At 65.1% G+C, this 20,618-nt stretch carries 17 protein-coding genes; 7 read left to right on the top strand and 10 right to left on the bottom strand.

Annotated elements, in window-relative coordinates; genetic code table 11:
- Positions 1-769: 769 nt before the first annotated feature.
- From MEFOE_RS10650 to MEFOE_RS10620, 7 genes are read right to left on the bottom strand one after another with little or no spacing between them, the layout of a single operon-like run.
- Complete coding sequence (locus MEFOE_RS10650) at positions 770-1,528, bottom strand: ATP-binding protein (protein ID WP_067051928.1); 759 nt, start codon at positions 1,526-1,528, stop codon at positions 770-772.
- The gene (locus MEFOE_RS10645; RefSeq protein WP_067051926.1) at positions 1,525-2,547 is read right to left on the bottom strand and encodes a uroporphyrinogen decarboxylase/cobalamine-independent methonine synthase family protein; all 1,023 of its coding nucleotides are present in this window, start codon (positions 2,545-2,547) and stop codon (positions 1,525-1,527) included. The genes MEFOE_RS10650 and MEFOE_RS10645 overlap by 4 nt, the downstream gene beginning before the upstream one ends.
- Positions 2,535-4,451 carry an ASKHA domain-containing protein gene (locus MEFOE_RS10640; RefSeq protein ID WP_067051924.1) on the bottom strand — a complete coding sequence of 639 codons (1,917 nt, stop codon included), beginning with the start codon at positions 4,449-4,451 and terminating at the stop codon, positions 2,535-2,537. The genes MEFOE_RS10645 and MEFOE_RS10640 overlap by 13 nt, the downstream gene beginning before the upstream one ends.
- On the bottom strand, positions 4,452-5,771 hold the full coding sequence (gene acsC / locus MEFOE_RS10635) for an acetyl-CoA decarbonylase/synthase complex subunit gamma (protein ID WP_235809611.1): 1,320 nt from the start codon (positions 5,769-5,771) through the stop codon (positions 4,452-4,454).
- A complete protein-coding gene (locus tag MEFOE_RS10630) occupies positions 5,768-6,685 on the bottom strand; it encodes an acetyl-CoA decarbonylase/synthase complex subunit delta (RefSeq protein ID WP_067051920.1) in 918 nt (305 codons plus the stop codon). The genes acsC and MEFOE_RS10630 overlap by 4 nt, the downstream gene beginning before the upstream one ends.
- A 12-nt stretch (positions 6,686-6,697) precedes the next feature.
- A complete protein-coding gene (gene acsB, locus MEFOE_RS10625) occupies positions 6,698-8,719 on the bottom strand; it encodes an acetyl-CoA decarbonylase/synthase complex subunit alpha/beta (protein ID WP_067051918.1) in 2,022 nt (673 codons plus the stop codon).
- A complete protein-coding gene (locus MEFOE_RS10620) occupies positions 8,685-9,704 on the bottom strand; it encodes a mechanosensitive ion channel family protein (protein WP_067051916.1) in 1,020 nt (339 codons plus the stop codon). The genes acsB and MEFOE_RS10620 overlap by 35 nt, the downstream gene beginning before the upstream one ends.
- A gap of 93 nt (positions 9,705-9,797) precedes the next feature.
- Here MEFOE_RS10620 and MEFOE_RS10615 point away from each other — a divergent pair, with 93 nt between their 5' ends.
- From MEFOE_RS10615 to mobA, 4 genes are all read left to right on the top strand, one after another.
- Positions 9,798-11,807 carry an ATP-dependent DNA helicase gene (locus MEFOE_RS10615; RefSeq protein WP_067051914.1) on the top strand — a complete coding sequence of 670 codons (2,010 nt, stop codon included), beginning with the start codon at positions 9,798-9,800 and terminating at the stop codon, positions 11,805-11,807.
- 453 nt (positions 11,808-12,260) lie between these two features.
- Entirely contained in the window at positions 12,261-12,701 is a 441-nt protein-coding gene (locus tag MEFOE_RS10610) for a methylated-DNA--[protein]-cysteine S-methyltransferase (RefSeq protein ID WP_067051912.1), read from the top strand.
- A gap of 35 nt (positions 12,702-12,736) precedes the next feature.
- A complete protein-coding gene (locus MEFOE_RS10605; protein WP_067051910.1) occupies positions 12,737-13,651 on the top strand; it encodes a ketopantoate reductase family protein in 915 nt (304 codons plus the stop codon).
- A gap of 1 nt (position 13,652) precedes the next feature.
- Positions 13,653-14,273: a molybdenum cofactor guanylyltransferase gene (gene mobA / locus MEFOE_RS10600; protein ID WP_067051908.1), complete on the top strand. Its 621-nt coding sequence runs from the start codon at positions 13,653-13,655 to the stop codon at positions 14,271-14,273.
- A gap of 109 nt (positions 14,274-14,382) precedes the next feature.
- On the opposite strand, the gene MEFOE_RS10595 is transcribed toward mobA, so the two are convergent.
- Positions 14,383-15,201 carry a dihydroorotate dehydrogenase electron transfer subunit gene (locus MEFOE_RS10595; protein ID WP_067051906.1) on the bottom strand — a complete coding sequence of 273 codons (819 nt, stop codon included), beginning with the start codon at positions 15,199-15,201 and terminating at the stop codon, positions 14,383-14,385.
- Positions 15,194-16,084 carry a dihydroorotate dehydrogenase gene (locus MEFOE_RS10590; RefSeq protein ID WP_067051904.1) on the bottom strand — a complete coding sequence of 297 codons (891 nt, stop codon included), beginning with the start codon at positions 16,082-16,084 and terminating at the stop codon, positions 15,194-15,196. The genes MEFOE_RS10595 and MEFOE_RS10590 overlap by 8 nt, the downstream gene beginning before the upstream one ends.
- Positions 16,085-16,255: 171 nt before the next feature.
- Here MEFOE_RS10590 and MEFOE_RS10585 point away from each other — a divergent pair, with 171 nt between their 5' ends.
- Genes MEFOE_RS10585 through MEFOE_RS10575 form a run of 3 tightly spaced genes read left to right on the top strand, consistent with a single transcriptional unit; the run spans position 16,256 to position 19,244 of the window.
- Positions 16,256-17,569, top strand: coding sequence for a protoporphyrinogen/coproporphyrinogen oxidase (locus MEFOE_RS10585; RefSeq protein ID WP_067051901.1), 1,314 nt, complete (start codon positions 16,256-16,258; stop codon positions 17,567-17,569).
- Positions 17,566-18,546 carry a glycosyltransferase family 4 protein gene (locus MEFOE_RS10580; protein ID WP_067051899.1) on the top strand — a complete coding sequence of 327 codons (981 nt, stop codon included), beginning with the start codon at positions 17,566-17,568 and terminating at the stop codon, positions 18,544-18,546. The genes MEFOE_RS10585 and MEFOE_RS10580 overlap by 4 nt, the downstream gene beginning before the upstream one ends.
- The gene (locus MEFOE_RS10575; RefSeq protein ID WP_067051897.1) at positions 18,543-19,244 is read left to right on the top strand and encodes a glycosyltransferase; all 702 of its coding nucleotides are present in this window, start codon (positions 18,543-18,545) and stop codon (positions 19,242-19,244) included. Before MEFOE_RS10580 ends, MEFOE_RS10575 begins: the two co-directional genes overlap by 4 nt.
- A gap of 460 nt (positions 19,245-19,704) precedes the next feature.
- Here MEFOE_RS10575 and MEFOE_RS10570 read toward each other — a convergent pair whose 3' ends face one another.
- Positions 19,705-20,574: a hypothetical protein gene (locus tag MEFOE_RS10570; RefSeq protein ID WP_160329535.1), complete on the bottom strand. Its 870-nt coding sequence runs from the start codon at positions 20,572-20,574 to the stop codon at positions 19,705-19,707.
- Positions 20,575-20,618 lie beyond the last annotated feature (44 nt).

Raw genomic sequence — 20,618 nt, 5'->3', positions numbered from 1 at the left:
ATTTCTGTCTCCTGCTCGGTCCTGACTCGAGGGCGGCCAACCCCTCAAAGAGAGTAATCCAAAGGATTTACCCTGAAAATGATCCCGAGGAACGACTCTCCGGGTTTGTGTGAGGATGTGATCTCACCGACCCCTCATGCCGGGGATGCACGGGACTCTGATTTTCATCGAACATCTCCTTTCAAAGATGGAATCTCCGCATCTGCCTTCCTGGCCCTATCGCACTGCGGGGGTCTGGGGGCAACGAGAAGACCGAAGGTCTTCGAGGTAGTCCCCCGGCGCGAGCGTAAAGGAAGGCACGTTGACCAGCAGACCACAAAGAACAATTTTCATCGCGTATGCCTGAGTCCCCGGGGACTCATGCCCGATTCTACAGATCGAGGTCATCCCAAAAGTGATCATGCCCTCTGTCCTGTCGATGGAATGATCGGTATCTGGTTCTGAAAAAATCCTGATCTCGTGTCTGTTCCGGGGGGTTTCACCCCCCGGTCCCCCCATCATTGCGATGGGGGGCGGATGGCAATCTCCTTCATCAGGATCTCCGGTCTCTCTTCCCCGACCCTATCCTGTTTAAGGGGTCCGGGGGCGTCAGTCCCCCGGCAGAAAGGTAGGGGAAGGCGGTGGTTTCGCACGATTCTTCAGGGAATTCGGGAAGACATCGACCCGATCAGGATCTTTTCTCCCGATCCCTGCATGCAGAGATGGGGGGAGTGGATGAGATTTCCGGGATATGCTCATCCGTTATTTTGAAATCTCTCTCATCTCTTCCCTATCTGGAGGGAGGCCGGACAGCAGTATAGGATATCACCCACCGGCGAAGCCCCTCCACCGCCGCCCTCGCCGGACTCCCCGGCGGGACGGAGATGACCGGGCGGCCCGCGACGTCGGCCTCCTCGACTGCCGGGTCGTACGGGACCACGGCGGCGAGGGGGAGAGGTACGTCCGCCACCGCCTCCCCTTTCGAGCGGTTGACGACAAGGAAGATCCGCCCCTCGTCAAGGCCGAGGGAGACGGCGAGGTCCCGGATCCGCAGGGCAGTCCGCAGGCCGCGGGCCGAGGGATCGGAGACGACGAGGAGGACGTCGGGCGCCCCGACGGTGCCGCGGGAGACGTGCTCCATCCCGGCCTCGGCATCGACGACCACGCACCTGTAGTCCTGCACCAGCGAGTCGACGCACTCGCGGAGGAGGTCGTTTGCGAAACAGTAGCACCCCGTCCCTTCAGGCCTCCCCATCGCCAGGAGGTCGAAGCCCCCGGCCTCGACGAGCACCTTCCTGAAGCGGTAACCGATGTAGGCCCGCCTGTCCATCCCCGGCGGGATGCCGCGGGTGAACGCCTCCTCCCGCATCGTGCCGAGAGTTTCGTCGACGGCGACCCCCATCGCCTCGTGGAGGTTGGCGTTCGGGTCCGCGTCCACCGCGAGGACAGGGCGCACGCCGGCGGCGACGAGGGCGTCCACCAGGAGGGCGGCGATCGTCGTCTTCCCTGTCCCCCCTTTCCCGGCGACCGCCACGGTGCAGGGCTTCATGTTCTCTCACCCCGCGCCCGTCTCGCGACCGCCGCCGCCGCCGCCATGACCGCCCCTGCCCCGGCCTCGTCCGTTGCCCTGATCCCGCAGGTCGGCGTGACCAGGGAGCGGTCGACAAAGGTCTCGTCGCCGACCAGATCCTCCACCGCCCGCCTGATCGCGGCGAAGCGCTCGTGGATGCGGCCGAGTTCCGCAGCGTCAGGGGCAGGCCTGTCGGCCGGTATCATCCCCCATGCCACGACCCCGCCCCCTTCGAGGTACGCCGCAAGGTCGTCCCCGTACAGGAGGAACTCGCGGGCATGGGCGTGGGCGTCGAAGGAGACGAGGGACGGGGAGAGGGAGAAGACGAAGCCCCAGTCCGTGTTCGCGCAGCAGTGGATACCGATGCCCCCGTCGAGGAGGGCGGCGATGTCGGCGAAGGAGGAACTGACCGTCTCCTCGTCCAGGGGGACGACAGGCGACCCCAGGGCGGTGAGGTAGGGCTCGTTCAGCACCACGACGGTCGGCACCCCGTGCTCCCGCATCCGTGCCTCGGACCACCGCGCCCGCAGGGCGAGCGCCTTCCCGAGAACGTCGGCGTACGCCCCGTCATAGTGGACGGGCCGCCGACCTCTGTCCACCGCCTGCATCCCGAGAGTCGCCGGGCCGGTGACCTGGCACTTCAGGAGGACGGCGCCGGAGAGGTCGTATGTCATCAGGCGGTGGAAACCCGAGGCCGTGGCCGCCGACGCGGCGTACCCGGCATACCGCCCCTCCAGGTAGTCCATGAAGACCCTTTCCATCGCTTCGTCGGCACCCGTGTCGACGACCACTTTCCCGTCGCGGACCTCCGCGCCGGGCAGACACCCGGCCTCCGCGAGGACGATCGCTTCCAGGGGGTTCCTGTTCGGGAGGGTCGGGGCGTACGGCACCTCGGGGAATGCGGCGAGGACCGCCCGGCATGCGGCGTCCGGGTCGCGGTGCGGCAGGGCGCCGACCCCGGTCGCCCGCAGGCCCGCCGCGGGGATCACCCCTGCCATTGCGCCCCTCTCCGCAGTCTGCACTCGTCGAGGACTTTCTGCACCGTCGGGAAGAGGGAGAGGTCGGTGTGCGGGAGGAAACAACTCTGCGTGTACCTGTCCATGAACCCCGGGTCAGCGTTCAGTTCGATATAGGTGATCGTCCGTGCGATCCGGTCGAGGGCATTCCTCCTCTCCCGACTGACGAGGGCCTGGTTCGCCCCGGTGACCGCCCCGTTCCCCAGGTTCCGCACCCTCTCCAGGGGCACCTCCGGGATGAGGCCGATGGTGACGGCGTTCTCCTTGTCGATATAGTTCCCGAAGGCCCCGGAGAAGAAGACGGTGGCGAGGTCGTCGTGGGCGATGCCTGCCGCGTCCATCAGGGTGATGCAGGCCGCCAGCACCGCCGCCTTGCTCAGGATCAGGTTCCTGATGTCGTGCCCGGTGATCACGATATCTTTCCCCGCCCCGCTCTCTTTCTCCCATGCGACGACGTACTCGGGGAAATGGCGGCCCATGCGTATCCGCGGGTGGTCGATGGCGGTGTTGATCTGCCCTGTCCTGTCGATGACGCAGGCGCGGATCAGGCCCGCGAGGAGGTCGATCAGACCCGACCCGCAGATACCGACGGGCGGGACTTCGTTGATCGTCTCGAAGGCGGGTTCGAGGGTCGCCTCGTCGATCCGCACCCTCTCGATCGCCCCCGGGTTCGCCCGCATCCCGAAGAGCACCTCCCCGCCCTCCAGGGCCGGTCCGGCCGCCCCGGCGCAGGCGAGCATCCAGTCCCGCCCGCCGAGGACCGCCTCGAAGTTGGTGCCGATGTCGATGAGGAGGGAGACCTCGTCCTCATCGGCCATCCCCGAGGTGAGGATGTCGGCGACGATGTCGCCGCCGATGAAGTTCGAGACCGCGGGGAAGGTGAAGACCCCGGCCGTCGGGGCGACGGAGAGGCCGAGGCGCTGCCCCGTCGTCGAGAACGTCCGCCTGACGACAGGGACGTACGGTTCGGCGATCATGTAGGCCGGGTCGATGCCGAGGAGGAGGTGGGTCATCACCGTGTTCCCGGCGACCATCACCTCGTAGATGTCCTCCAGGTCGATCCCTGCGGCGTCGGCCGCCGCGGTGAGGGCGGTGTTGATGCTCACCGCGGCGAGCTCCTGGAGGTGGCCGGTGCCGTTCTTCTTCGCATAGTTCACGCGGGAGAGGATGTCCTCGCCGCAGGAGATCTGCCTGTTGTAGTTCGAGGCCGTCGAGAGGACGCGGCCCCCGGCGAGGTCCCAGAGGTAGGCGACGACCGTCGTCGTCCCGAGGTCCACCGCCGCCCCGTACAGCCGCGCCGCCGTGTCCCCCTCCTCTACGTTGATCAGGCGGTACCCGCCGGGCACCAGGGCGACCGTCGCCGTGCACCGCCACCTGCCGTGGCGGAGGACGATAGGGATCTTCCTGAGCACGTCCAGGGGCGCGTAGACCTTCGCCGCCGCAGGTCCTCCGGTGTTCTCCACCCCGTCGAGCAAACGTGCGAGGTCTGAGGAGGGGTCGTCGAGAGTCGGCGGCGAGAGAGCGAGGGCGTACTTCCGCACCGACGGGTGGAGGGGGACGTCGAGGGGTCGGGCGTCGACCAGGATCTTCTGCTCCTGCACCAATGTCCGCGCCGGGACCTCGATGCGGGCGTCGCTGAAGACGCGGGTCTGGCAGGCGAGACAGGCGCCCGCATCCAGTTCCGCGGCCGCAAAAAGGACGCCGAACTTCTCCCGGTCGAAGGTCGTCTCCCCGCTCTCGACGCGGACGATGCACTTGCCGCACTTCCCCTGCCCGCCGCAGACGACGTTCATCACGAGGCCGGCCTTCTGCGCCGCCTCCAGGACAGTGGCGCCCTGCGGGACCCGGGCCTTCCGATAACCCGGCAGGAAGGTAACGACCGGCATCTACCCCTCCTTCTCCAGGAACTCTGCGATCTCCGCGGCGTCGCGCGGCCCGACACGCACCTTCCACCCTGTCGCCTCCTCTATCCTCCCGGAGAGGGGTGCCGCGTAGCCGGGGATGACGATGGTGCGGTGGTCCACGGTCCCGGCGAGGCCCATGGCCTCGATCGACTTTTTCACCACGTCTTCGTCGAGTTTCCCGCCGGCGACCGCCGTCAAGACGGAGAGTCCCGCGGTGTCCACGACAAAGAGATAGCAGGGGACCTTCCCGGCCTCCAGGTAGCCGAGGAGGGTGAAGTAGGTGAGGGAGAAGTTCACCGAGAGGAGGACGGGTGCGTCCCTGCCCGGATTGTTCACCGGGTAGATGCCGGGCGTCACCTGGATGGGCTTCTGCGGGTCGGTGTAGATGTTCTGGCGGAGGGTGAGGGCGGCGAGGAGGGAGGGCCGCGGCAGGGGCGGGACGGCGATGACCCCGGCGTACCTGAGGATGCCGGCGGCGAGCGCTGCGTCGGTGCCGAGGGTCACGGTGTCGAGATAGAGGGGATACCCGAGGTCGGGCGACGCCCTCGTCACCGCGTGCTCCCGCAGGTGCGATGCCCGCGCCACGAAGTCCCCCATCGTCCGCGGGGCGGGGTCCAGGAGGATGGACCTGGCGCCGGCGGCGGTGCATGCCGCGGCGAGGTCGGCGAGTTCCTCCGGGGTTTCCGCCCGCACGACGAGGGGGCACCCGTAGCGCTTCGCGAGGGCCGCCATCTCCGCGTGGTTCTCCGCGGTCGCGGCGTGGATGAGGGGCAGGAACTGGCCGCAGACCCGGAGGGCCGCCGCGTGGGCGTCGGGGTCTGCCGCGATGAGGAGACGGGGGAGGTCGCCGCACTCCCCGACGGCCATGGAGGCCGCGGCAAAGCGGTCCGGGTCCCCGCTCTCGCACCGTATCGCGATGCCGTCGAGGGTCAGGTCCTGCCCGACCCGGTGGACGACGAGGTCGCGGACCTCCCCGGCGGTCGCCCTGATCCCTTCCAGCGGCGAGGTGTCGCCGGCGCAGACCATGATGCCGGGACGGTGGTAGAAGGTCTTCTCGTGCCTGTACATCACGATCTCCTCTCCGACGGTGAAGGAGCGGGCGCCGACGCCGACCGTCGCCGCTCGCACCGGCGGCCTGGTCGCCCCGCCGAGGAGGGCCTTCGTCTCCTCGTCGAGGTACGGGCAGCGTTCGGGTTCGACGCCCCCGGCGGCGAGTTTCATCGCGAAGGCGAGGCAGGTCGGGAACCCGCACTCCTTGCAGTTGGTCTTCGGCAGGAGTTTGTAGACCTCGAGCGCCTTCATCGCCATCCCTCTCCCCCCCACAGGTCGGCGATCGCCTCTCTGAGCACCCCGACGGTGCGGGGGTGGCGGACGCAGACGATCCCGGCGCCTGCCACCGCCGCGGCGAAGGCGGCATAGAACTCCCACTGCACGGCGGTCTCCGCCCTCTCCTCCTCAGGGGCCTCCCGCACCTCCTTCACCGTGAGGGAGTCCTGTGCGGCGCTGATCATCGGCATCGCAAGGTCGGCGTCGCCCGCGAGGGCGGCGGTGCGGACCCGCTCCATCACCGAGTAGGAGTACTCGAAGCCGTAGCCCAGGGCGCCAGTGTACGGGTCGATGACGATCCGGTCGTGCGGCACCCCCGTCTCCCGCAGGAGGATGTTCAGCTGTTTTGCGAGATTGATGTCGATCGGGGTCTGGGCGACGACGGCGTGGCCGTAGGCAAGGGCGGCGGCCGCGACCGAGCGGTACCTCTCGGCCTCGGCCGTGCCGAGAAGGAGTCTCTCCCCCTCGCCCGCCTCCCCGCACCGCCTGAAGACCCCGGTGTCCAGGGCGGGATCGATGCTCCCTTCGACGATGAGGGGGAGTCCTGTGGCGGCGAGCACCTCCTCGACCGCTCTCCCTGCCGACGCGGGGTCGTCGAAACCCCGCCGCCGCGTGCTCGTCAGCACGAGGCGGACCAGGTCGGCACCCCACCTCTCCTCCGCGGCCTTCGCCCACCCGGCGAGGTCGCCAGCGAGGTCACCGACCTCGTCCAGCACGACCGCCGGCCAGAGGGCCGGGTCGTCGCAGATCTCCAGGGCGACAAGAGGCCTCGCCCCCGCGTCGCCCATGTCGGGGAGGGCCGACGCCCCACCGACCCTGTACGACCTCGTCCTCGTCCCTCCTTCAGCCCTGGTGGCGCCGATTGCCACCTCGGTGATCCTCTCTGTCATTCGTCCCTCCCCTCAGATGATCGGGTCCATCTCCAGTGCCGGGTGGCCGTGTGTCTCCAGGAAGGCGACGAGGTCCTCCAGGGTCGTCGCCGTCCTCTCGTCCGCGATCCTCTCGAAGAGGTCGGGCATGCCGCGTGCGGCGAGCACCCCCCGCAGTCTCTCCCCCAGTTCCTCCTTCAGTTGGGAGGGCATCCAGACCACCCGTGCGATACCCCCCTCGGCCCTGAGGAAGCGGTCCGAGAGGATATAGTTCCTGGAGATCCCGAGGAAACCCGGCGTCTGTGCCCCGCCGCCGATCGTCCCGGCCAGGGTGGAGAAGGTCATGCCGAGGGGCGTCTCGCCCCTGTACTCCCTGGTGACGATCACCACCCCGTTCGTCTCCGGGAGCACCGCCGCCACCGCCTCGAAACACCCGCAGGCCGTCATCGGGTACTCCATCATCCCGTACAGGCAGACCCTCTCCACCGTCCCGTGCGAGGCCTTCTTCACGAACCTGTTCACCCCGGCGAACTCGCCCGTGAGGTCGTCGACGACCTCCCCCTTCTCCACGGGCTGGTTCGCGCCCGCCGGTGCGATCTCGTGGGCGATCTGGGCGTCCAGCCAGGTGATCGCCCCGCAGAGGGCCGGGCGCTCGGGCGTGATGACGCAGACATGGTTCGGGGCGAAGGTCTGGCAGAGGGTGCAGGAGTAGAAGAGGGCGGCGTCCTCGTCCTTCATCCCCGCGATCCGCTCGTCCCTCTGCCGGTAGACCTCCTCGGCCCCGGTGCGGGCGGCGCGGACGGCGTCCCCGTCGGTGATCAGGGTCACCGCCACGGCGTCGATGAGGTCGGGGAAGTCGGCCCTGAACCGACCGGCAAGGAGGGTGCCGAGGTGGCGCACCCGCACACCCTTCGCCACCGCCTCCTTCGAGAGGCGGACCCAGATGAGGTCGCGCTGGGCGACGTGCCAGGACCCCTCGCCGTAGTTGAGGAAGGTGTGGACCCGCCTCTCCAGCACCGGTTCGTACTCCTTCTTCATCCTCTTCCCGGCGACGTCCACGATGATGGCGAGGGGGAGGGCCGACCCCTCGGCGACGGCGTCGGCCTCCGGCCCGGTCACCGTCACCTTCCCGTCCTCCACTTCCGCGGCCGGCCGCATCCGGAGGAGTTCGAAGGCCGGGGTCCGCCCGCCGCCGAACTCGACGTGCATCTCCTCTTTCCTGATGCTCTTCCCCTCGAAGGCCGGGGAGCAGGCCATCGGGATCGGGATCGCCGTCACCTTCACCCTGATCTCCCGCAGGTCTCTGCCGCGGCCGACCGCCTCGTCGGCCCCGACCGGCACCCACTCGCCCCCTTCGTAGCCGCCGACAGAGAGGACAGGGACGCCGAGCGGCCTGAGGGCGTCGAGGACCGCCACCTCCTCCTCCGAAAGGCCGGGGAAGGCGACGACGAAGGCCTTCGCCCTCTCCCGTGCATAGGCGAGGAGACGTCCGGCGTCGCCGGCCTGCACCCCGCCGAACATCATCGCCACCCGTGCGAGGACGTCGGCGACGTGGACGGCCGCCATCCCGCCCGGCCCGAGGGGGATGAGGCGGTAGCCCGGCCCCACCTTCACGCCCGCCGCCGTGAGCACCTCCGTCACCCCGCCGGCAAGAAAGGTGAGCATGTACGTCTCCTGCAGTTCCCGGCAGACCGCCGCGGCGGCGTCGGCGTTTTCCGGCGTCCCGACAAGGAGGGCGAGGCCGAGGATGCTCCCGTCCACCAGGGAATAGCCGAGACGCCGCAGTTCGGTGTCGCCGAGGAATCCGGTGTACGGCGCCTCCTCAACACCGCCGCCGACAAACGCCCGGACGCACTCCGCGGCAACGAGCGGGTTTTTCCCCGACGCCAGGTACGCCTTCCGCGCCCCGTCGGCCGTCGCCACCCGGAGACCCGTCAGGGCATAACTCACCGGCAGGGCATAGGCCGTCTCCGCATAGGCGGCCTCCCCCTCCAGCCCGTCCATCTCTCTCTCCAGCCTTTCATTCCCCTGCGGGACGGCGGTTCCCAGGTCCATCCTCTCTCTCCCCCGGCCTGCCGGTCGGCATCCGGGTAGATATAGGTTGTGACCCGACCGCGAGGGCCCCGCCGATCTCCAGGGTGGCGCTTGCGACCCTGAAACTCTCCGACGCCTCTGCCGCCGCAAGGACCGCACGGCTGATCCTGTCCTTCACGGCCCGCCTCTCCATCACCGGGGCGATGTACCTGACCGTCACCCCGACCCAGTTGTCGGTGAGAGCGACGAAGGCCATCGGCTCGACGCTCCTCCTGGTGAGGTAATACTCCTGCCTGATCCGGTCGATCTCCTGCCCGGCCGCACGGACCGCCTCTTCCGTCTCCTCCCGTGCGATGGCGAGAAATGTCTCTGCCGCCTCCTTCCAGTCGCCCCCGTAGGCGACCGGCACCGTGACCTCGTCCCAGAGGAAGGTGAAGTCACGGGTATAGTTGCTCACCGCCCCGGAGATGATGGCGCTGTTCGGGACAGAGGTGATGCGGCCGTTCGGCTGGTCGCCCGAGACCCACCCGCCGATCTCCATCAGCACGGTGTTCAGGAGGCCGATATCGATCACGTCCCCGGCATGCCCCTCTATCTCGACCCTGTCGCCGATGCCGAAGGGCCGGGCGACAAGGATGACCAGGCTCCCGACAAAGTCCTTGAAGACGTCCTGGAGGGCGATGGCAAGGCCGGCGGCGATGATCCCGTACGAGAGAAGGAGGGTCCGGGGGTCTTCGACCCAGATCCTGATCACCACCGCGAGGATCAGGACGAGGGAAATGATGGACACCGCCTTCCTCACCGAGTAGCGTGCCATCTCAGACCCGACCGCCCTGGTCAGCACCCTCTCGGCGCCGGGCCTGAGGAGGAAATAGATAACGGCGACGGCGAAGACGGTGAGCGTGATCCTTTCCAGGAGCAGGTCGGGGTAGAGCCTGTCGGCCGCCCAGAAGAGCCCTGCGGTGAGAAGGAGCGCGATAAATATGGCGACGTCCCCTTTTGCCATTCTCATCCCCCCTCCGTCCTTGTCCTCCTCGCTCTTATCCCTTTGTCAGACCGACCCAATACTACATCATGCCCGCCGACAAAACGGTATTGAATGGACCCGCTTGATGACTGGTTCCCGTATCCGGACTTCCGCCCCAACCAGCGCGAGATGCTGGCATTTGCCGCGGAGACCGCGCGGTCCGGCGGGATCGCCATGATCGACGCCCCGACAGGGAGCGGGAAGTCGAGCGTCGTCTCGGCCCTCCTCGCCGAACGCAACGGGCGCAAGGTGATCGTGGCGGTGCGGACGATCTCCCAACTCGCCACCTTCATCAGGGAACTCGCCCTTGTCAGGAAAAAGCAGCCGTCGCTGACATTCTCGTACCTCGTCGGCAAGGGCTCGATGTGCCCCCTCGGCGGCGAAGGCGATCCGTACCGCCGGTGCGAGGGGGTCAAGGCCTTCTCCTCGGCACTGATGCGGGAGAGGGCGCAGAAGGGCTCCCTCGTCCCCTCCGAGGACCGGACGATCCAGGACCAGATCCGGCACCTGGACCCGGAGCACCCCCTCATCTGTCCGTATTTCATCAGGAGCAAGGTGTTTGTGCGGGGCGACGAGGAGAGCGGCCTGCGGATGGCGTCGTCCGTGACGCTCAGGCAGAAGGCCGACAGGGTGAAGAGCGAGGCGATCGCCCCGGAGAACCTGAAGTCCTTCTGCAGCGGCATGTGCCCGTACGAGACGATGATGCAGGCGGCGCGGGGTGCCGACGTCCTCATCTGCAACTTCCACCACCTCTTCAACGACGATATCAGGGACCAGTTGTACGCCACCCTCGATATCGAGCCCAAAGACGTCCTCCTCCTCATCGACGAGGCCCACAACTGTGGCGACGTCGTGGAGGGGATCCAGAGCGTCGTCCTCGAATACGAGATGCTCGAACAGGCGATGACCGAACTCGCCCACCTCTCCCGGACGATGAAGGACGTGAACGCCGTCCGCCAGATCCTCCCGAACATCGAGACATTCATGGAGGCCCTCAGGCGCTCGGAGAAGGGGGAGGACTGGTTCGACCCCGGCATCTTCCACCGGTCGGTGGTCAGGGGTTCGCTGTACAAAAATCTCGAAGAGATCGTCGGCGACCTCTCGAAGATCGCAAACCGCATCTCTGAAAAGAACAAGAGCGCCGGGGTCTACAAGGAGAGTGCGGTCGAGCGCCTCGCCGACTTCATGTACCGCGTCTTCCGTGCCGGTGCGGACCCGACCTTCCTCACCCTGTACCGCTCTGCCGAGGGGAAGGTGGAACTGGAGGTGCGAAACATCGACCCCGGCGAGAAACTCCAGGAGATCGGGCAGGCCCACGCCGCCTGCATCCTCATCTCAGGCACGCTCTCGCCCCTCGACGCCTACAGGAAGTACTACTTCGGCGACATCCCTGTGCAGACCCTCTCCCTCCCGAACAGTTTCCCGAAGGAGAACCGTCTTGTCGCCTGCGGTCGGGACGTCACCACCGCCTACAGGATGCGCCAGAACAAACAGAACACCGGGAGGATCGTCGAGTACATCAGGGCGTTTGCCCATGCCCGCGGCAACCTCGCGGTCTACTTCCCCTCGTACCAGATCCTGAACACCTATGCCCAACTCTGCGGCGGCCGCATAAACGGGAAAGAGGTCTTCACCGAACCGAAGGAGTCCAGGGAGGCGACGGCCGCTCTTCAGGAGTTCGTCTCTCTCCCCGAGAAGGGGCGGGCCGGGATCCTCTTTGCCGTCTGCGGCGGCAAGTGGAGCGAGGGCCTGGACTACCGCGGCGAGATGCTCCGCGGGGCGATGGTCGTCGGCCTCCCCCTCGCTCCCTACAACAGCGTTCGGAAGATGGTGATCGAGTACTACAGGCACAAGTTCGGGCGCGAGGGCGAGTTCATCTCGTACACCCTCCCGGCGATCAACAGGGCCACCCAGGCCCTCGGCCGGGTTCTGCGGACACCGGAGGACACCGGCGTCCTCGTCCTCGCCGAAGAACGCTTCCTTGACCCCGGCGTCTTCGCCGGCCTCCCCCCCTGGATGCAGCAGGAGATGGAGGTCTGCGACGTCGTCAGGTTCAGGGAACTCGTGGCGACGTGGAAGTAGAGGGCCGAGGATTCCTGTGCTGGGGGACTACGCCGAAAATCAGAGATTTTCTTGAACTCGCTGTCGCTCGTTGCCCCGGTTCCCTGCTCAGGATAGGGGTGGAAGGCGGTTGATCGGTGTCACGCGCCGGGGGACTTTTGCCCCGGTGAAAAATATGGGGAAGGCCGTGGATCTACGCACCCCCCCGGGGGGTTTCACCCCCCGGTCCCCCCACCATTAGGATAGAGGTGAGATGGTTCCCTCTCCTCAGATGGAGAATATAGTGATGAGGGAGAAATGGGCGTAGGTATGCTTGATACGACGTAAGGCCGAAAATGAAAAAGCAGCGGCGACATGACAGGAAGGGGACGGGTCAGAGTTACCCAACCCCGCACGCTATCACCGGTGCATATCATTCTCTCCCGAGTCCCCACCACCACCCTTTTCTTTCACGACGCAAAACCCACCTGCAGGATGGGAGTGCAGGAAGGAAGTTGCCCCTTCGGGCTCTGGCATGTCCATGTCGTCTGGTCGGGAGACCGCGTCCTCCAGGTGCGGTTCGGGCGGTCGCCTGCCCTGGCACGGGCGCCGGCCCCCTTTGTCCGGTACCTTGCCGGCGACCCCGCCGCCCTCGTCGGCCTCCGGAGCGCGGCAGTCGAGGGGGACACCGTCTATGCACGGATCTACCGGGCGGTGCAGGCGGTCCCGTACGGGGAGACGGCGACCTACGGGGAGGTCGCCGCACGGGTGGGGACGTCGGCGCGGGTCGTCGGCAACGCGATGCGGGCCAACCCCACACCCCTCGTCGTCCCCTGCCACCGTGTTGTGGCGAAGGGCGGGATCGGCGGGTTCTCTCCTTCGGTTGATCTGAAGCGGGCCCTCCTTGCCATGGAGGCGGGAAGGGGGATATCTTAAGCCCCTGCGGTGCAAACCTATGGAGTGATTTTTCCATGAAAGTGCTGATACTCGGAGCAGGTGCAGTCGGCCTCTCCCTTGCGGCCAGGCTCTCGGACCACTGCGACGTCCATGCCGTCTGCAGACAACGGCATGCCGATGCGATCGCAGAGCGCGGCTTTCGGATGACCGGTCTCTGGGGCGAGGGGACATTCCATTTCTCCGCTTCCGAGACCGTGCCCGAAGGCGAGCGCTATGACTTTATCTTCATCACCTCCAAGTCGCTCGCCACCCGGTCGGTCTGCGAGGAGTTCGCCGACGTGATCAAGGACGCCGAGACGGTCAGCCTCCAGAACGGCATCGGGAACGAGGAGATCATCGCGGCGTACACCGACCATGTGATCGGCGGCACGATCATCACCGGTTTCGAGTGGGCCGGGGACGCCTCTGTCCATGTCTCGGTCGTGGGCGGCCCGATGAAACTCGGCCGCTTCCCCGACGGCCCCGACCCGAAGGTCGACGCCCTCGTCGCCCTCGTTGAGAAGGCAGGCATCCCTGTCGAGGGGAGCAGCCACATCAGGGGCGACCTCTGGGCGAAGACCCTGTACAACTCCTCCCTCAACCCCCTCGGCGCCCTGATGGGCGTCCCGTACGGGAAACTCATCCACCCCATGACCTGGGGGATCATCGAGCACGTCGTCAGGGAGGCCTTTGCCGTCATGGCGCGGGAAGGGGTCCGCGTCCCCTGGAAGACGGCCGACGACTACCTCGCCTATCTTCACGACGTCCAGGTGCCGAGCACCGCCGAGCACCACGCCTCCATGCTTCAGGACATCAAACACGGGCACCTGACCGAGATCGACTTCATGAACGGCGAGATCGCCGCACGCGCCGCGACGTACGGCATACCTGCCCCGTACAACGACTGCATCACAAAGCTGATGCACTTCCGCGAGTCACTTCTGGGGTAACATGCGGACGGGCATCGTGCTGGTGGGCGGCGAGGGGCGCCGTGCCGGCGGCGTGGAGAAGTATCTCTTCGAGTTCTGCGGCAAGACGTTCATCGAACGACTGCTTGAGACCCTGAGGGGGGTGGTCGACGAGATCGTCATCGTGGCACGGAACAGGGAACAGTGCGCCCGTTTTGCCGGCTTCGAGGATGTCGTCTGCATCTCCGACCTCAGGCCCGGTCTCGGCCCCATCGGCGGCCTCCATGCCGGGTGCCTTGCGGCGCACGGCGAGACACTCTTTGTCGTCGCCTGCGACATGCCCTGCATCAACGGCGGGGTGATTAACGCCCTTTTTGACGGTCTCGACGATTTCGACGCCGCCATCCCCTTCTGGAACAAGGAGATGTACGAACCCCTCCATGCCGTCTACCGCCGTTCGGCGGTCATGGACTACCTCAGGGAGCACGAGTCCCTCTCCCTGCGGGCGATGATCCGGAGTCTCAACGCACGATATATGGATGTGGAATCTTTCCGGGAAATGGACCCTGACCTCCTCACTTTCACAAACATCAACCATATCCACGACCTGGAGAAGTTCAGGGCCCAGTTCGAGGCGAAAACCGGAGCCAGGGTCGAGGACTGAGACCTGAATCTTTTTTTTGAAAATGAGTCGGGCCTCTCCCGGGTCATTCACTCCCGGCATCGGCCCGTCCTCTGACACTTATCGGACCGCAAAAAAAGTGGAGGCTCTCTTATTCTTCCTTCGTCTCCGGCTTTTTCGGAGTTTCGGGGTGGAGCGGCGGGAAGTGGACCCTGCGGCCGCTGGCGTCGCGTGTATATTTCCCGAACTCGGTTTCGAGGAGACTGTCGCCGGTGAAGACCGGGCCGTCCCGGCAGACCCGCAGACCGTGCGGGTCGGTGGCGCAGGACCCGCAGACGCCGATGCCGCACTTCATGTACCGGTGAAGGGAGAACTGGCCGCGCTCCGCGATGTCCGCCTTCTGGAGACGGTCGAGCACCTTCACCATCATGATCTCCGGGCCGCAGACGCAGATATGGTCGTAGTCGGCAAGGTCGGTCTCGTCCATCAGGTCGGTGACAAAACCGTGGCGGCCGGCCGTCCCGTCGTCGGTGGCGATGCGCAGGGTGCACGTCGCCCGGATCAGCGGGGCGAAGAGGAGTTCGTCTTTCGTCCGCGCCCCGAGAAGGAAGGTGCTCACCTGTCCTGCCGAGACAAGGTTCAGGAGAGGAGCGGCACCGACACCGCCGCCGATCGCGAGAGTCTTCCCGCTCACGATGAACCCGTTGCCGAGAGGCCCGCGGATACCGAGGCGGTCGCCGACCTGCATCGTAAAGAGGGCCGCGGTGGCGTCCCCCACCTTCTGGACGGTGATCGAGTGGCTTGAGGAGAGGGCCATCGGGATCTCGTCGATGCCCGGCACCCAGACCATCACGAACTGGCCGGGCGAGGAGGGGATGGCCGGGTCGAAGTAGAAGGTCCTGATCGACGGGGTCTCCTGCACGATCGCCTTGATCGTCACCGGCACCGGCATCGTGGGGATCTCAGTCATGGTGCGCCGCCCCCACGATCTCGTCGGCCGCATGGCCGTCCTTTGCATAGAGGTCACGCCCGATCCGCTCGAAGACCCGCACGTCGTCGACGACCGCGCTCCCGATCTCGACCGCCTGCGCACCGGCCATCATCATCTCGACGACGTCGTTCGCCGTCGAGACCCCGCCGCACCCGATGATCGGGACGGAGCAGGCCTCGTACAGGTCCCAGACACACTTCACCGCGACGGGGAAGATCGCCTTCCCGGAAAGTCCGCCTGACCTGTGTCCCAGCACGGGCCGGCGCATCGCGGTGGAGATCCGCATCGCCCGCACCGTGTTGACGGCCACGATCGCGCTCGCCCCGCCCTGCTCCGCCGCCTTCCCGATGGTCGTGATGTCGGTGACATTCGGGGTGAGTTTCACCCAGACCGGCAGGCCGTACGAGGCGACCGCCCGCGTGCACTCGAGCACCGTCTCCGGGTCAGTCCCGATCGCCGCCCCATACCCCTCGGCATGAGGACAACTCACGTTCAGTTCGAAGGCCTGCGCCTGCCCGGCGAACCACCCGGCGACCTCCTTGAACTCCTCGGGGTTGCCCCCGAAGATGCTCACGACCACCGGTTCGCCCGTGAGGGGCTCCAGTTCCTCGACGAAGTTCTTCGACGGGTTCGGGAGGCCCATCGCATTGAGCAGTCCGCAGTCCGTCCTGATCAGGCAGGGGCCGTGGTGGCCCGCATTGGGCGCGGGGCCGATGGACTTCGTGACCACGCCGCCGGCACCGAGCCTGAGCATCCGCGAGAGTGAGGCGCCGGTCGTCCCGAGGACGCCGGCCGCAAGGATGAGGTGGTTTCTCAGGCCGACGCCGCCCGCCTCGACATCGCCAGGTTTGAGGGTAATCATCCTGATGAGATTGTGGGTCAGGATTAATATAGTGAGTGTCATCCGGTTTCCTGACAGACAGGTGCGGATGCACCGGGAGGAACAGGCGCAATGCGAAAGAAAATGCCCCGCTTTGTATCGACGCCTTCCCTATGAACAATCATATATCACCCGACCGCGAATCTCTATGGCGTGAAAACGGCGATACTGGGCGGCGGGCTGACCGGGGTGACTCTGGCCAGACTGCTCCGGGAGAGAGGCGAAGATGTGGTCGTTCTCGAAGCGGAGCCTGAATACGGAGGTCTCTGCCGGTCGAAGACCATCGACGGCTTCACCTTTGACACAGGCGGATCGCACATCATCTTCTCCCGGGACGCCGGGGCCCTCGCATTTATGAAGGAGGTGCTCGGGCAGAACCGCACAGAGAGGCACCGGAACACCAAGATCTTCTACAAGGGGAAATACGTCAAATACCCCTTCGAGAATGGTCTTGCAGACCTCCCGAAGGACGACCTCTTCCTCTGCATCAACGAGTTCGTAAAAACTCTCATCAAAGCGGAGAAAGGGGAACTCTCCGCCCCCCGGAACTTCAGGGAGTGGATCGTCCGCACCTTCGGGGAGGGTATCGCCGACTGCTATATGGTCCCGTACAACCGGAAGATCTGGAAGTTCCCGCCCGAGGAGATGTCCACCCACTGGGTGGACGGGCGGGTCCCCCGGCCGCCGGTGGAGGACGTGATCAAGGCGGCGGTCGGCATCGAGACAGAGGGCTACACCCACCAGGCCGTCTTCTCGTACCCCGAGGTGGGGGGCATCGAGGCGCTGGTCAGGGCGATCGCCGCGCCGGTCGAGGACATTATCAGGACAGGATTCGCGGTCAGGTCGGTGAGAGAGGAGGACGGTGCCTTCGTGATCAGCGACGGCACAAAGGAGGTCAGGGCGGAGAGGTGCGTCTCCACCATACCCCTCCAGGCCCTCCTCCCCTGCCTGGAGGACGTGCCTGAGACGGTGACGGAGGCCTGCAAAGCCCTCGCGTACAACTCTGTCGCCTGCATCTGCCTCGGCCTGAAGGGCGGGATCCCGCCGTACTCCTGGGTCTATGTCCCGCAGGAGGAGATCGGTCTCTTCAACCGCATCTCCTTCCCCTCGGGCTACAGTGACGGGAACGCCCCTGACGGGTGCGGGTCGGTCCTCGCCGAGATCACCTACCGTGACGGCGACGAGGCCGCCCTGATGGACGACGAGGCCCTCATCGACCACACTATCGAGGGCCTGATGAAGATGGGCGTCGTTGCGTCCCGCGACCAGGTCGTCTCCGCCTCTGTCGACCGCCAGAGGTACGCGTACGTCATCTACGACCTCGCCTACCAGAAGAATGTCGGGGTTGTCAGGGACTACTGCCGGGGCCGGGGCATCGACCTCGTCGGCCGTTTCGCGGAGTTCGAGTACATCAATATGGACGCCTGCATCCGCCATGTCATCGATTTCGTGAAGGAATACCCATGAAGGTCAACTTCTTCGTCGAGGACATGCTCTTTTTCAAGTACATCGGGTGCGCCACCCTGGCAAAGACCCTGTACGGCGCCCTCGCGAGGGAAGAGGCCGGCCCGGAGGTCTCCTGGAATGCCCGCGGCCGCGACTTCGACCTCGTCCACTACCACACCTTCGGCCCCCTCGCCCTGACGAACAAGAAATACAGCCACGGCGTCAAGGTGCTCACCGCCCACTCGACACCGCGCCTCAACACCGGCAACCTCGCCTTCTCGGAGACGGTGAACCACTTCTACCCTGAAATTTACGGGGGATTCGACCACATCATCACCATCTCGCACCTCTGCGAGGAGGAGGTCCACGAGATCGCCCCCGACGTCCCGACCACCCTCATCCCGAACGGCGTGGACAGGGAGAGGTTCAGGCCAGACCTGGCGAAGCGGGCGGCATTCAGGGCGAAGTACGGCATCGGCGAGGACGAGAGGGTGGTGCTCTCGGTCGCCCAGCAGACGCCGCGGAAGGGTATCCACGACTTCCTCGCCCTCTCGCACGACCACCCGGACCTTCACTTCGTCTGGGTCGGCGGGTATCCGTACGGGAGGTTCTCCAAGGACCACGGCCGGATCGAGGAGGAGAAGGAGAGGTGCGGGAAGAACGTCACCTTCACCGGTTTTGTCGACGACATCGCCGCCGCCTATTGCGGGGCCGACATCTTCTTCATGCCCTCCTATGCCGAGACCTTCGGCCTCGTCGTGCTGGAGGCCCTGGCAAGCGGCCTGCCGACCGTCGTCAGGCGGATCCCGGAGTTCGTCGAGATCTTCGGGGACGCCGCCCTCTTCTTCGGGGACAACGAGGAAGCGGGGACGCTCTTTGGCGACGAGGCGGCGCTCGGGAGGCACGCTTCCCTTGCACGAACATTCTCAGGAAAATTCGACATCAATGAGGTCGCAGACCTCCATATGAACCTCTACAGGGAGTTGATTGGTCAATGATCTCGGTTATCGTTCCGACTTACAATGAGGAGGCGAACATCGCCTCCTGTCTTGAGTCTCTCTGCAACCAGACTCTGCCGCGCGAAAGGTACGAGATCATCGTCGTGGACGGGAACTCGAAGGATGCAACGCGGGAGATCGCGGAGAGGTACGCCGACCTCGTCTTCGTGCAGACGAGCAAGAAAGTCGGCGGCGCACGTAACGACGGTGCGAAGGCCGCAAAGGGCGAGATCATCGCCACGACCGACGCGGACTGCATCATCCCGCCCGACTGGCTGGAGCGGATAGAGGCGGACTTTGCCGGTCACCAGGATGCGGTGCAGGTCTTTGGCCTCGTGTACCCGAAGGAGAAGGGGATCAAGAACGCGATCTCCCTTGCCCTGGCAAACTTCTTCTCCCGCGTCGGCGCCCTGACGCACACTATCTACTACACTCTCGGGTGCAACACCGCCTTCAGGCGCAATGTCTTCCTGCAGGTCGGGATGTACCGGTGCATCGACGCCGGCGACGACCTGGAGATCGCCCGCCGCACCCGGAAGGTCGGCACGGTGCTCCTCGACCCGAAACTCCGCGTCGCATTCGACATGCGCCGGTACGAGCAGTTCGGGACGCTCACGTCGCTCTGGGAGTGGATCGCCATCGTCGTGCGGGGCGGCGACAGCGAGACGTACAGTTACTCGAAGCGCGAGTACAAATAACTCCGAAATTTCATTTTTTGTCTCTGGAGAGGTGATTGCCCGATCCTCTCCCGGAGGTCATCCCAAAACGGATCCGAACCTTCATGCACGCCGATGAAAGGACGCACATTCGGTTCTGAAAAATCCTGTTCTGGCGTCTTGTCCGGGGGGTTTCACCCCCCGCCCCCCATCATTGCGATGGGGGGCGGATGGCAACCTCCTTCATCAGGATCTCCGGTCTCTCTTCCCCGACCCTATCCTGTTTCGGGGGAAACCCCCTGCATCGAAAACCTATGGTTTTCTCAAACTCCCTTCGGTCGTTCCCCCCGCCATTATGATAGGGAGTAAACGGTAGACCCCTGAGTACATACAGGGTCTATCCTTCCCCCGTCCCATCCTATTTTCGGGGAACGACCGGAGGGAGTCGAGAAAATCTTTGATTTTCGAGTTCCGGGATATGCTCCTATCCTGAGGGGTGAGATTATCTCCGGTTCATACCCCGGGATACATCGCTTCCGATTTCCCCGGAGTAATATCGTTTTGTCCCGTTCCCGAACCTGATGACACGCGGTTCCGTATCAAGGGTGTCGCCGTTTGCAAGGCCCGTGGCTATCACACCGATAGGAAGGGAAGCAGTCGTCTCAATATATGTATACCCTCCATAGTTCCCCCGACCGGCTCCGTCTCTGACACCCACGGCCGTATGATATTTGCCGTCAAAATACAGGAGTGCGGCGTCGTACCCCTCGCGGGTCATGAGACCGATGAGCAGGACTGATCTGTCGTCACAGTCGCCTCCTTCGATGACCGTTTCCACGGGAAATTTCACGCCCGTCTCGTTGAAGTCCCCTTCGAAGGGGATCGACCGGACAAAAGCGACAAGGAGTTCGAGGTATTCGTCGTCGTTCAGGTTGCAGGAATCGCGGATGAATCTCATGTCCCCGAGAATCTCTCCATAAAGGCTCTCCTGATACCTGTCATTGATGAAAGAGGAATAATATTCCTGCAGGATCTCCTCCGGCGGTTTGTGTGTAAAAAGGTGAGCCTCTTTCAGGGAGCGTTTCGCTCCCAGGTACACCGGCATCTCGACGGGAAAGGTGACCGAATGGTTCTGTGAGTGAAAAGAGAATTGATACGTGACATTTCGAACTTCCTTTTCCCCATATGGGACGATAGCGGGATATTCGTTCTCTTTCAGAGGGACCAGACCGGAAAACGAAAGCAACACTATGCCACCGGCCGCGACGGAGAGCACCAGCACGACCCAGAAGATTGGCCTGACCTTTGCGGACACGCGCAATGGGTCAACGTCCGAAAACCTATTTTTTTTGGTGATCCCGACGAAATGCACCCGGCACATCCGGTCCAATCGGCCGATCTGAAAAACCGCTGTTC

The organism is Methanofollis ethanolicus (assembly GCF_001571385.1).
Classification (GTDB): domain Archaea; phylum Halobacteriota; class Methanomicrobia; order Methanomicrobiales; family Methanofollaceae; genus Methanofollis; species Methanofollis ethanolicus.
Note: the sequence above shows the minus strand (reverse complement) of the source record. Positions and strands in the feature narration are given on the sequence as shown.

Excerpts from the sequence above, each read along its gene's own strand:
- MEFOE_RS10650 (WP_067051928.1), bottom strand. The coding sequence starts at position 1,528 with ATGAAGCCCTGCACCGTGGCGGTCGCCGGGAAAGGGGGGACAGGGAAG.
- MEFOE_RS10645 (WP_067051926.1), bottom strand. The coding sequence starts at position 2,547 with ATGGCAGGGGTGATCCCCGCGGCGGGCCTGCGGGCGACCGGGGTCGGC.
- MEFOE_RS10640 (WP_067051924.1), bottom strand. The coding sequence starts at position 4,451 with ATGCCGGTCGTTACCTTCCTGCCGGGTTATCGGAAGGCCCGGGTCCCG.
- acsC (WP_235809611.1), bottom strand. The coding sequence starts at position 5,771 with ATGAAGGCGCTCGAGGTCTACAAACTCCTGCCGAAGACCAACTGCAAG.
- MEFOE_RS10630 (WP_067051920.1), bottom strand. The coding sequence starts at position 6,685 with ATGACAGAGAGGATCACCGAGGTGGCAATCGGCGCCACCAGGGCTGAA.
- acsB (WP_067051918.1), bottom strand. The coding sequence starts at position 8,719 with ATGGACCTGGGAACCGCCGTCCCGCAGGGGAATGAAAGGCTGGAGAGA.
- MEFOE_RS10620 (WP_067051916.1), bottom strand. The coding sequence starts at position 9,704 with ATGGCAAAAGGGGACGTCGCCATATTTATCGCGCTCCTTCTCACCGCA.
- MEFOE_RS10615 (WP_067051914.1), top strand. The coding sequence starts at position 9,798 with ATGGACCCGCTTGATGACTGGTTCCCGTATCCGGACTTCCGCCCCAAC.
- MEFOE_RS10610 (WP_067051912.1), top strand. The coding sequence starts at position 12,261 with ATGGGAGTGCAGGAAGGAAGTTGCCCCTTCGGGCTCTGGCATGTCCAT.
- MEFOE_RS10605 (WP_067051910.1), top strand. The coding sequence starts at position 12,737 with ATGAAAGTGCTGATACTCGGAGCAGGTGCAGTCGGCCTCTCCCTTGCG.
- mobA (WP_067051908.1), top strand. The coding sequence starts at position 13,653 with ATGCGGACGGGCATCGTGCTGGTGGGCGGCGAGGGGCGCCGTGCCGGC.
- MEFOE_RS10595 (WP_067051906.1), bottom strand. The coding sequence starts at position 15,201 with ATGACTGAGATCCCCACGATGCCGGTGCCGGTGACGATCAAGGCGATC.
- MEFOE_RS10590 (WP_067051904.1), bottom strand. The coding sequence starts at position 16,084 with ATGATTACCCTCAAACCTGGCGATGTCGAGGCGGGCGGCGTCGGCCTG.
- MEFOE_RS10580 (WP_067051899.1), top strand. The coding sequence starts at position 17,566 with ATGAAGGTCAACTTCTTCGTCGAGGACATGCTCTTTTTCAAGTACATC.
- MEFOE_RS10575 (WP_067051897.1), top strand. The coding sequence starts at position 18,543 with ATGATCTCGGTTATCGTTCCGACTTACAATGAGGAGGCGAACATCGCC.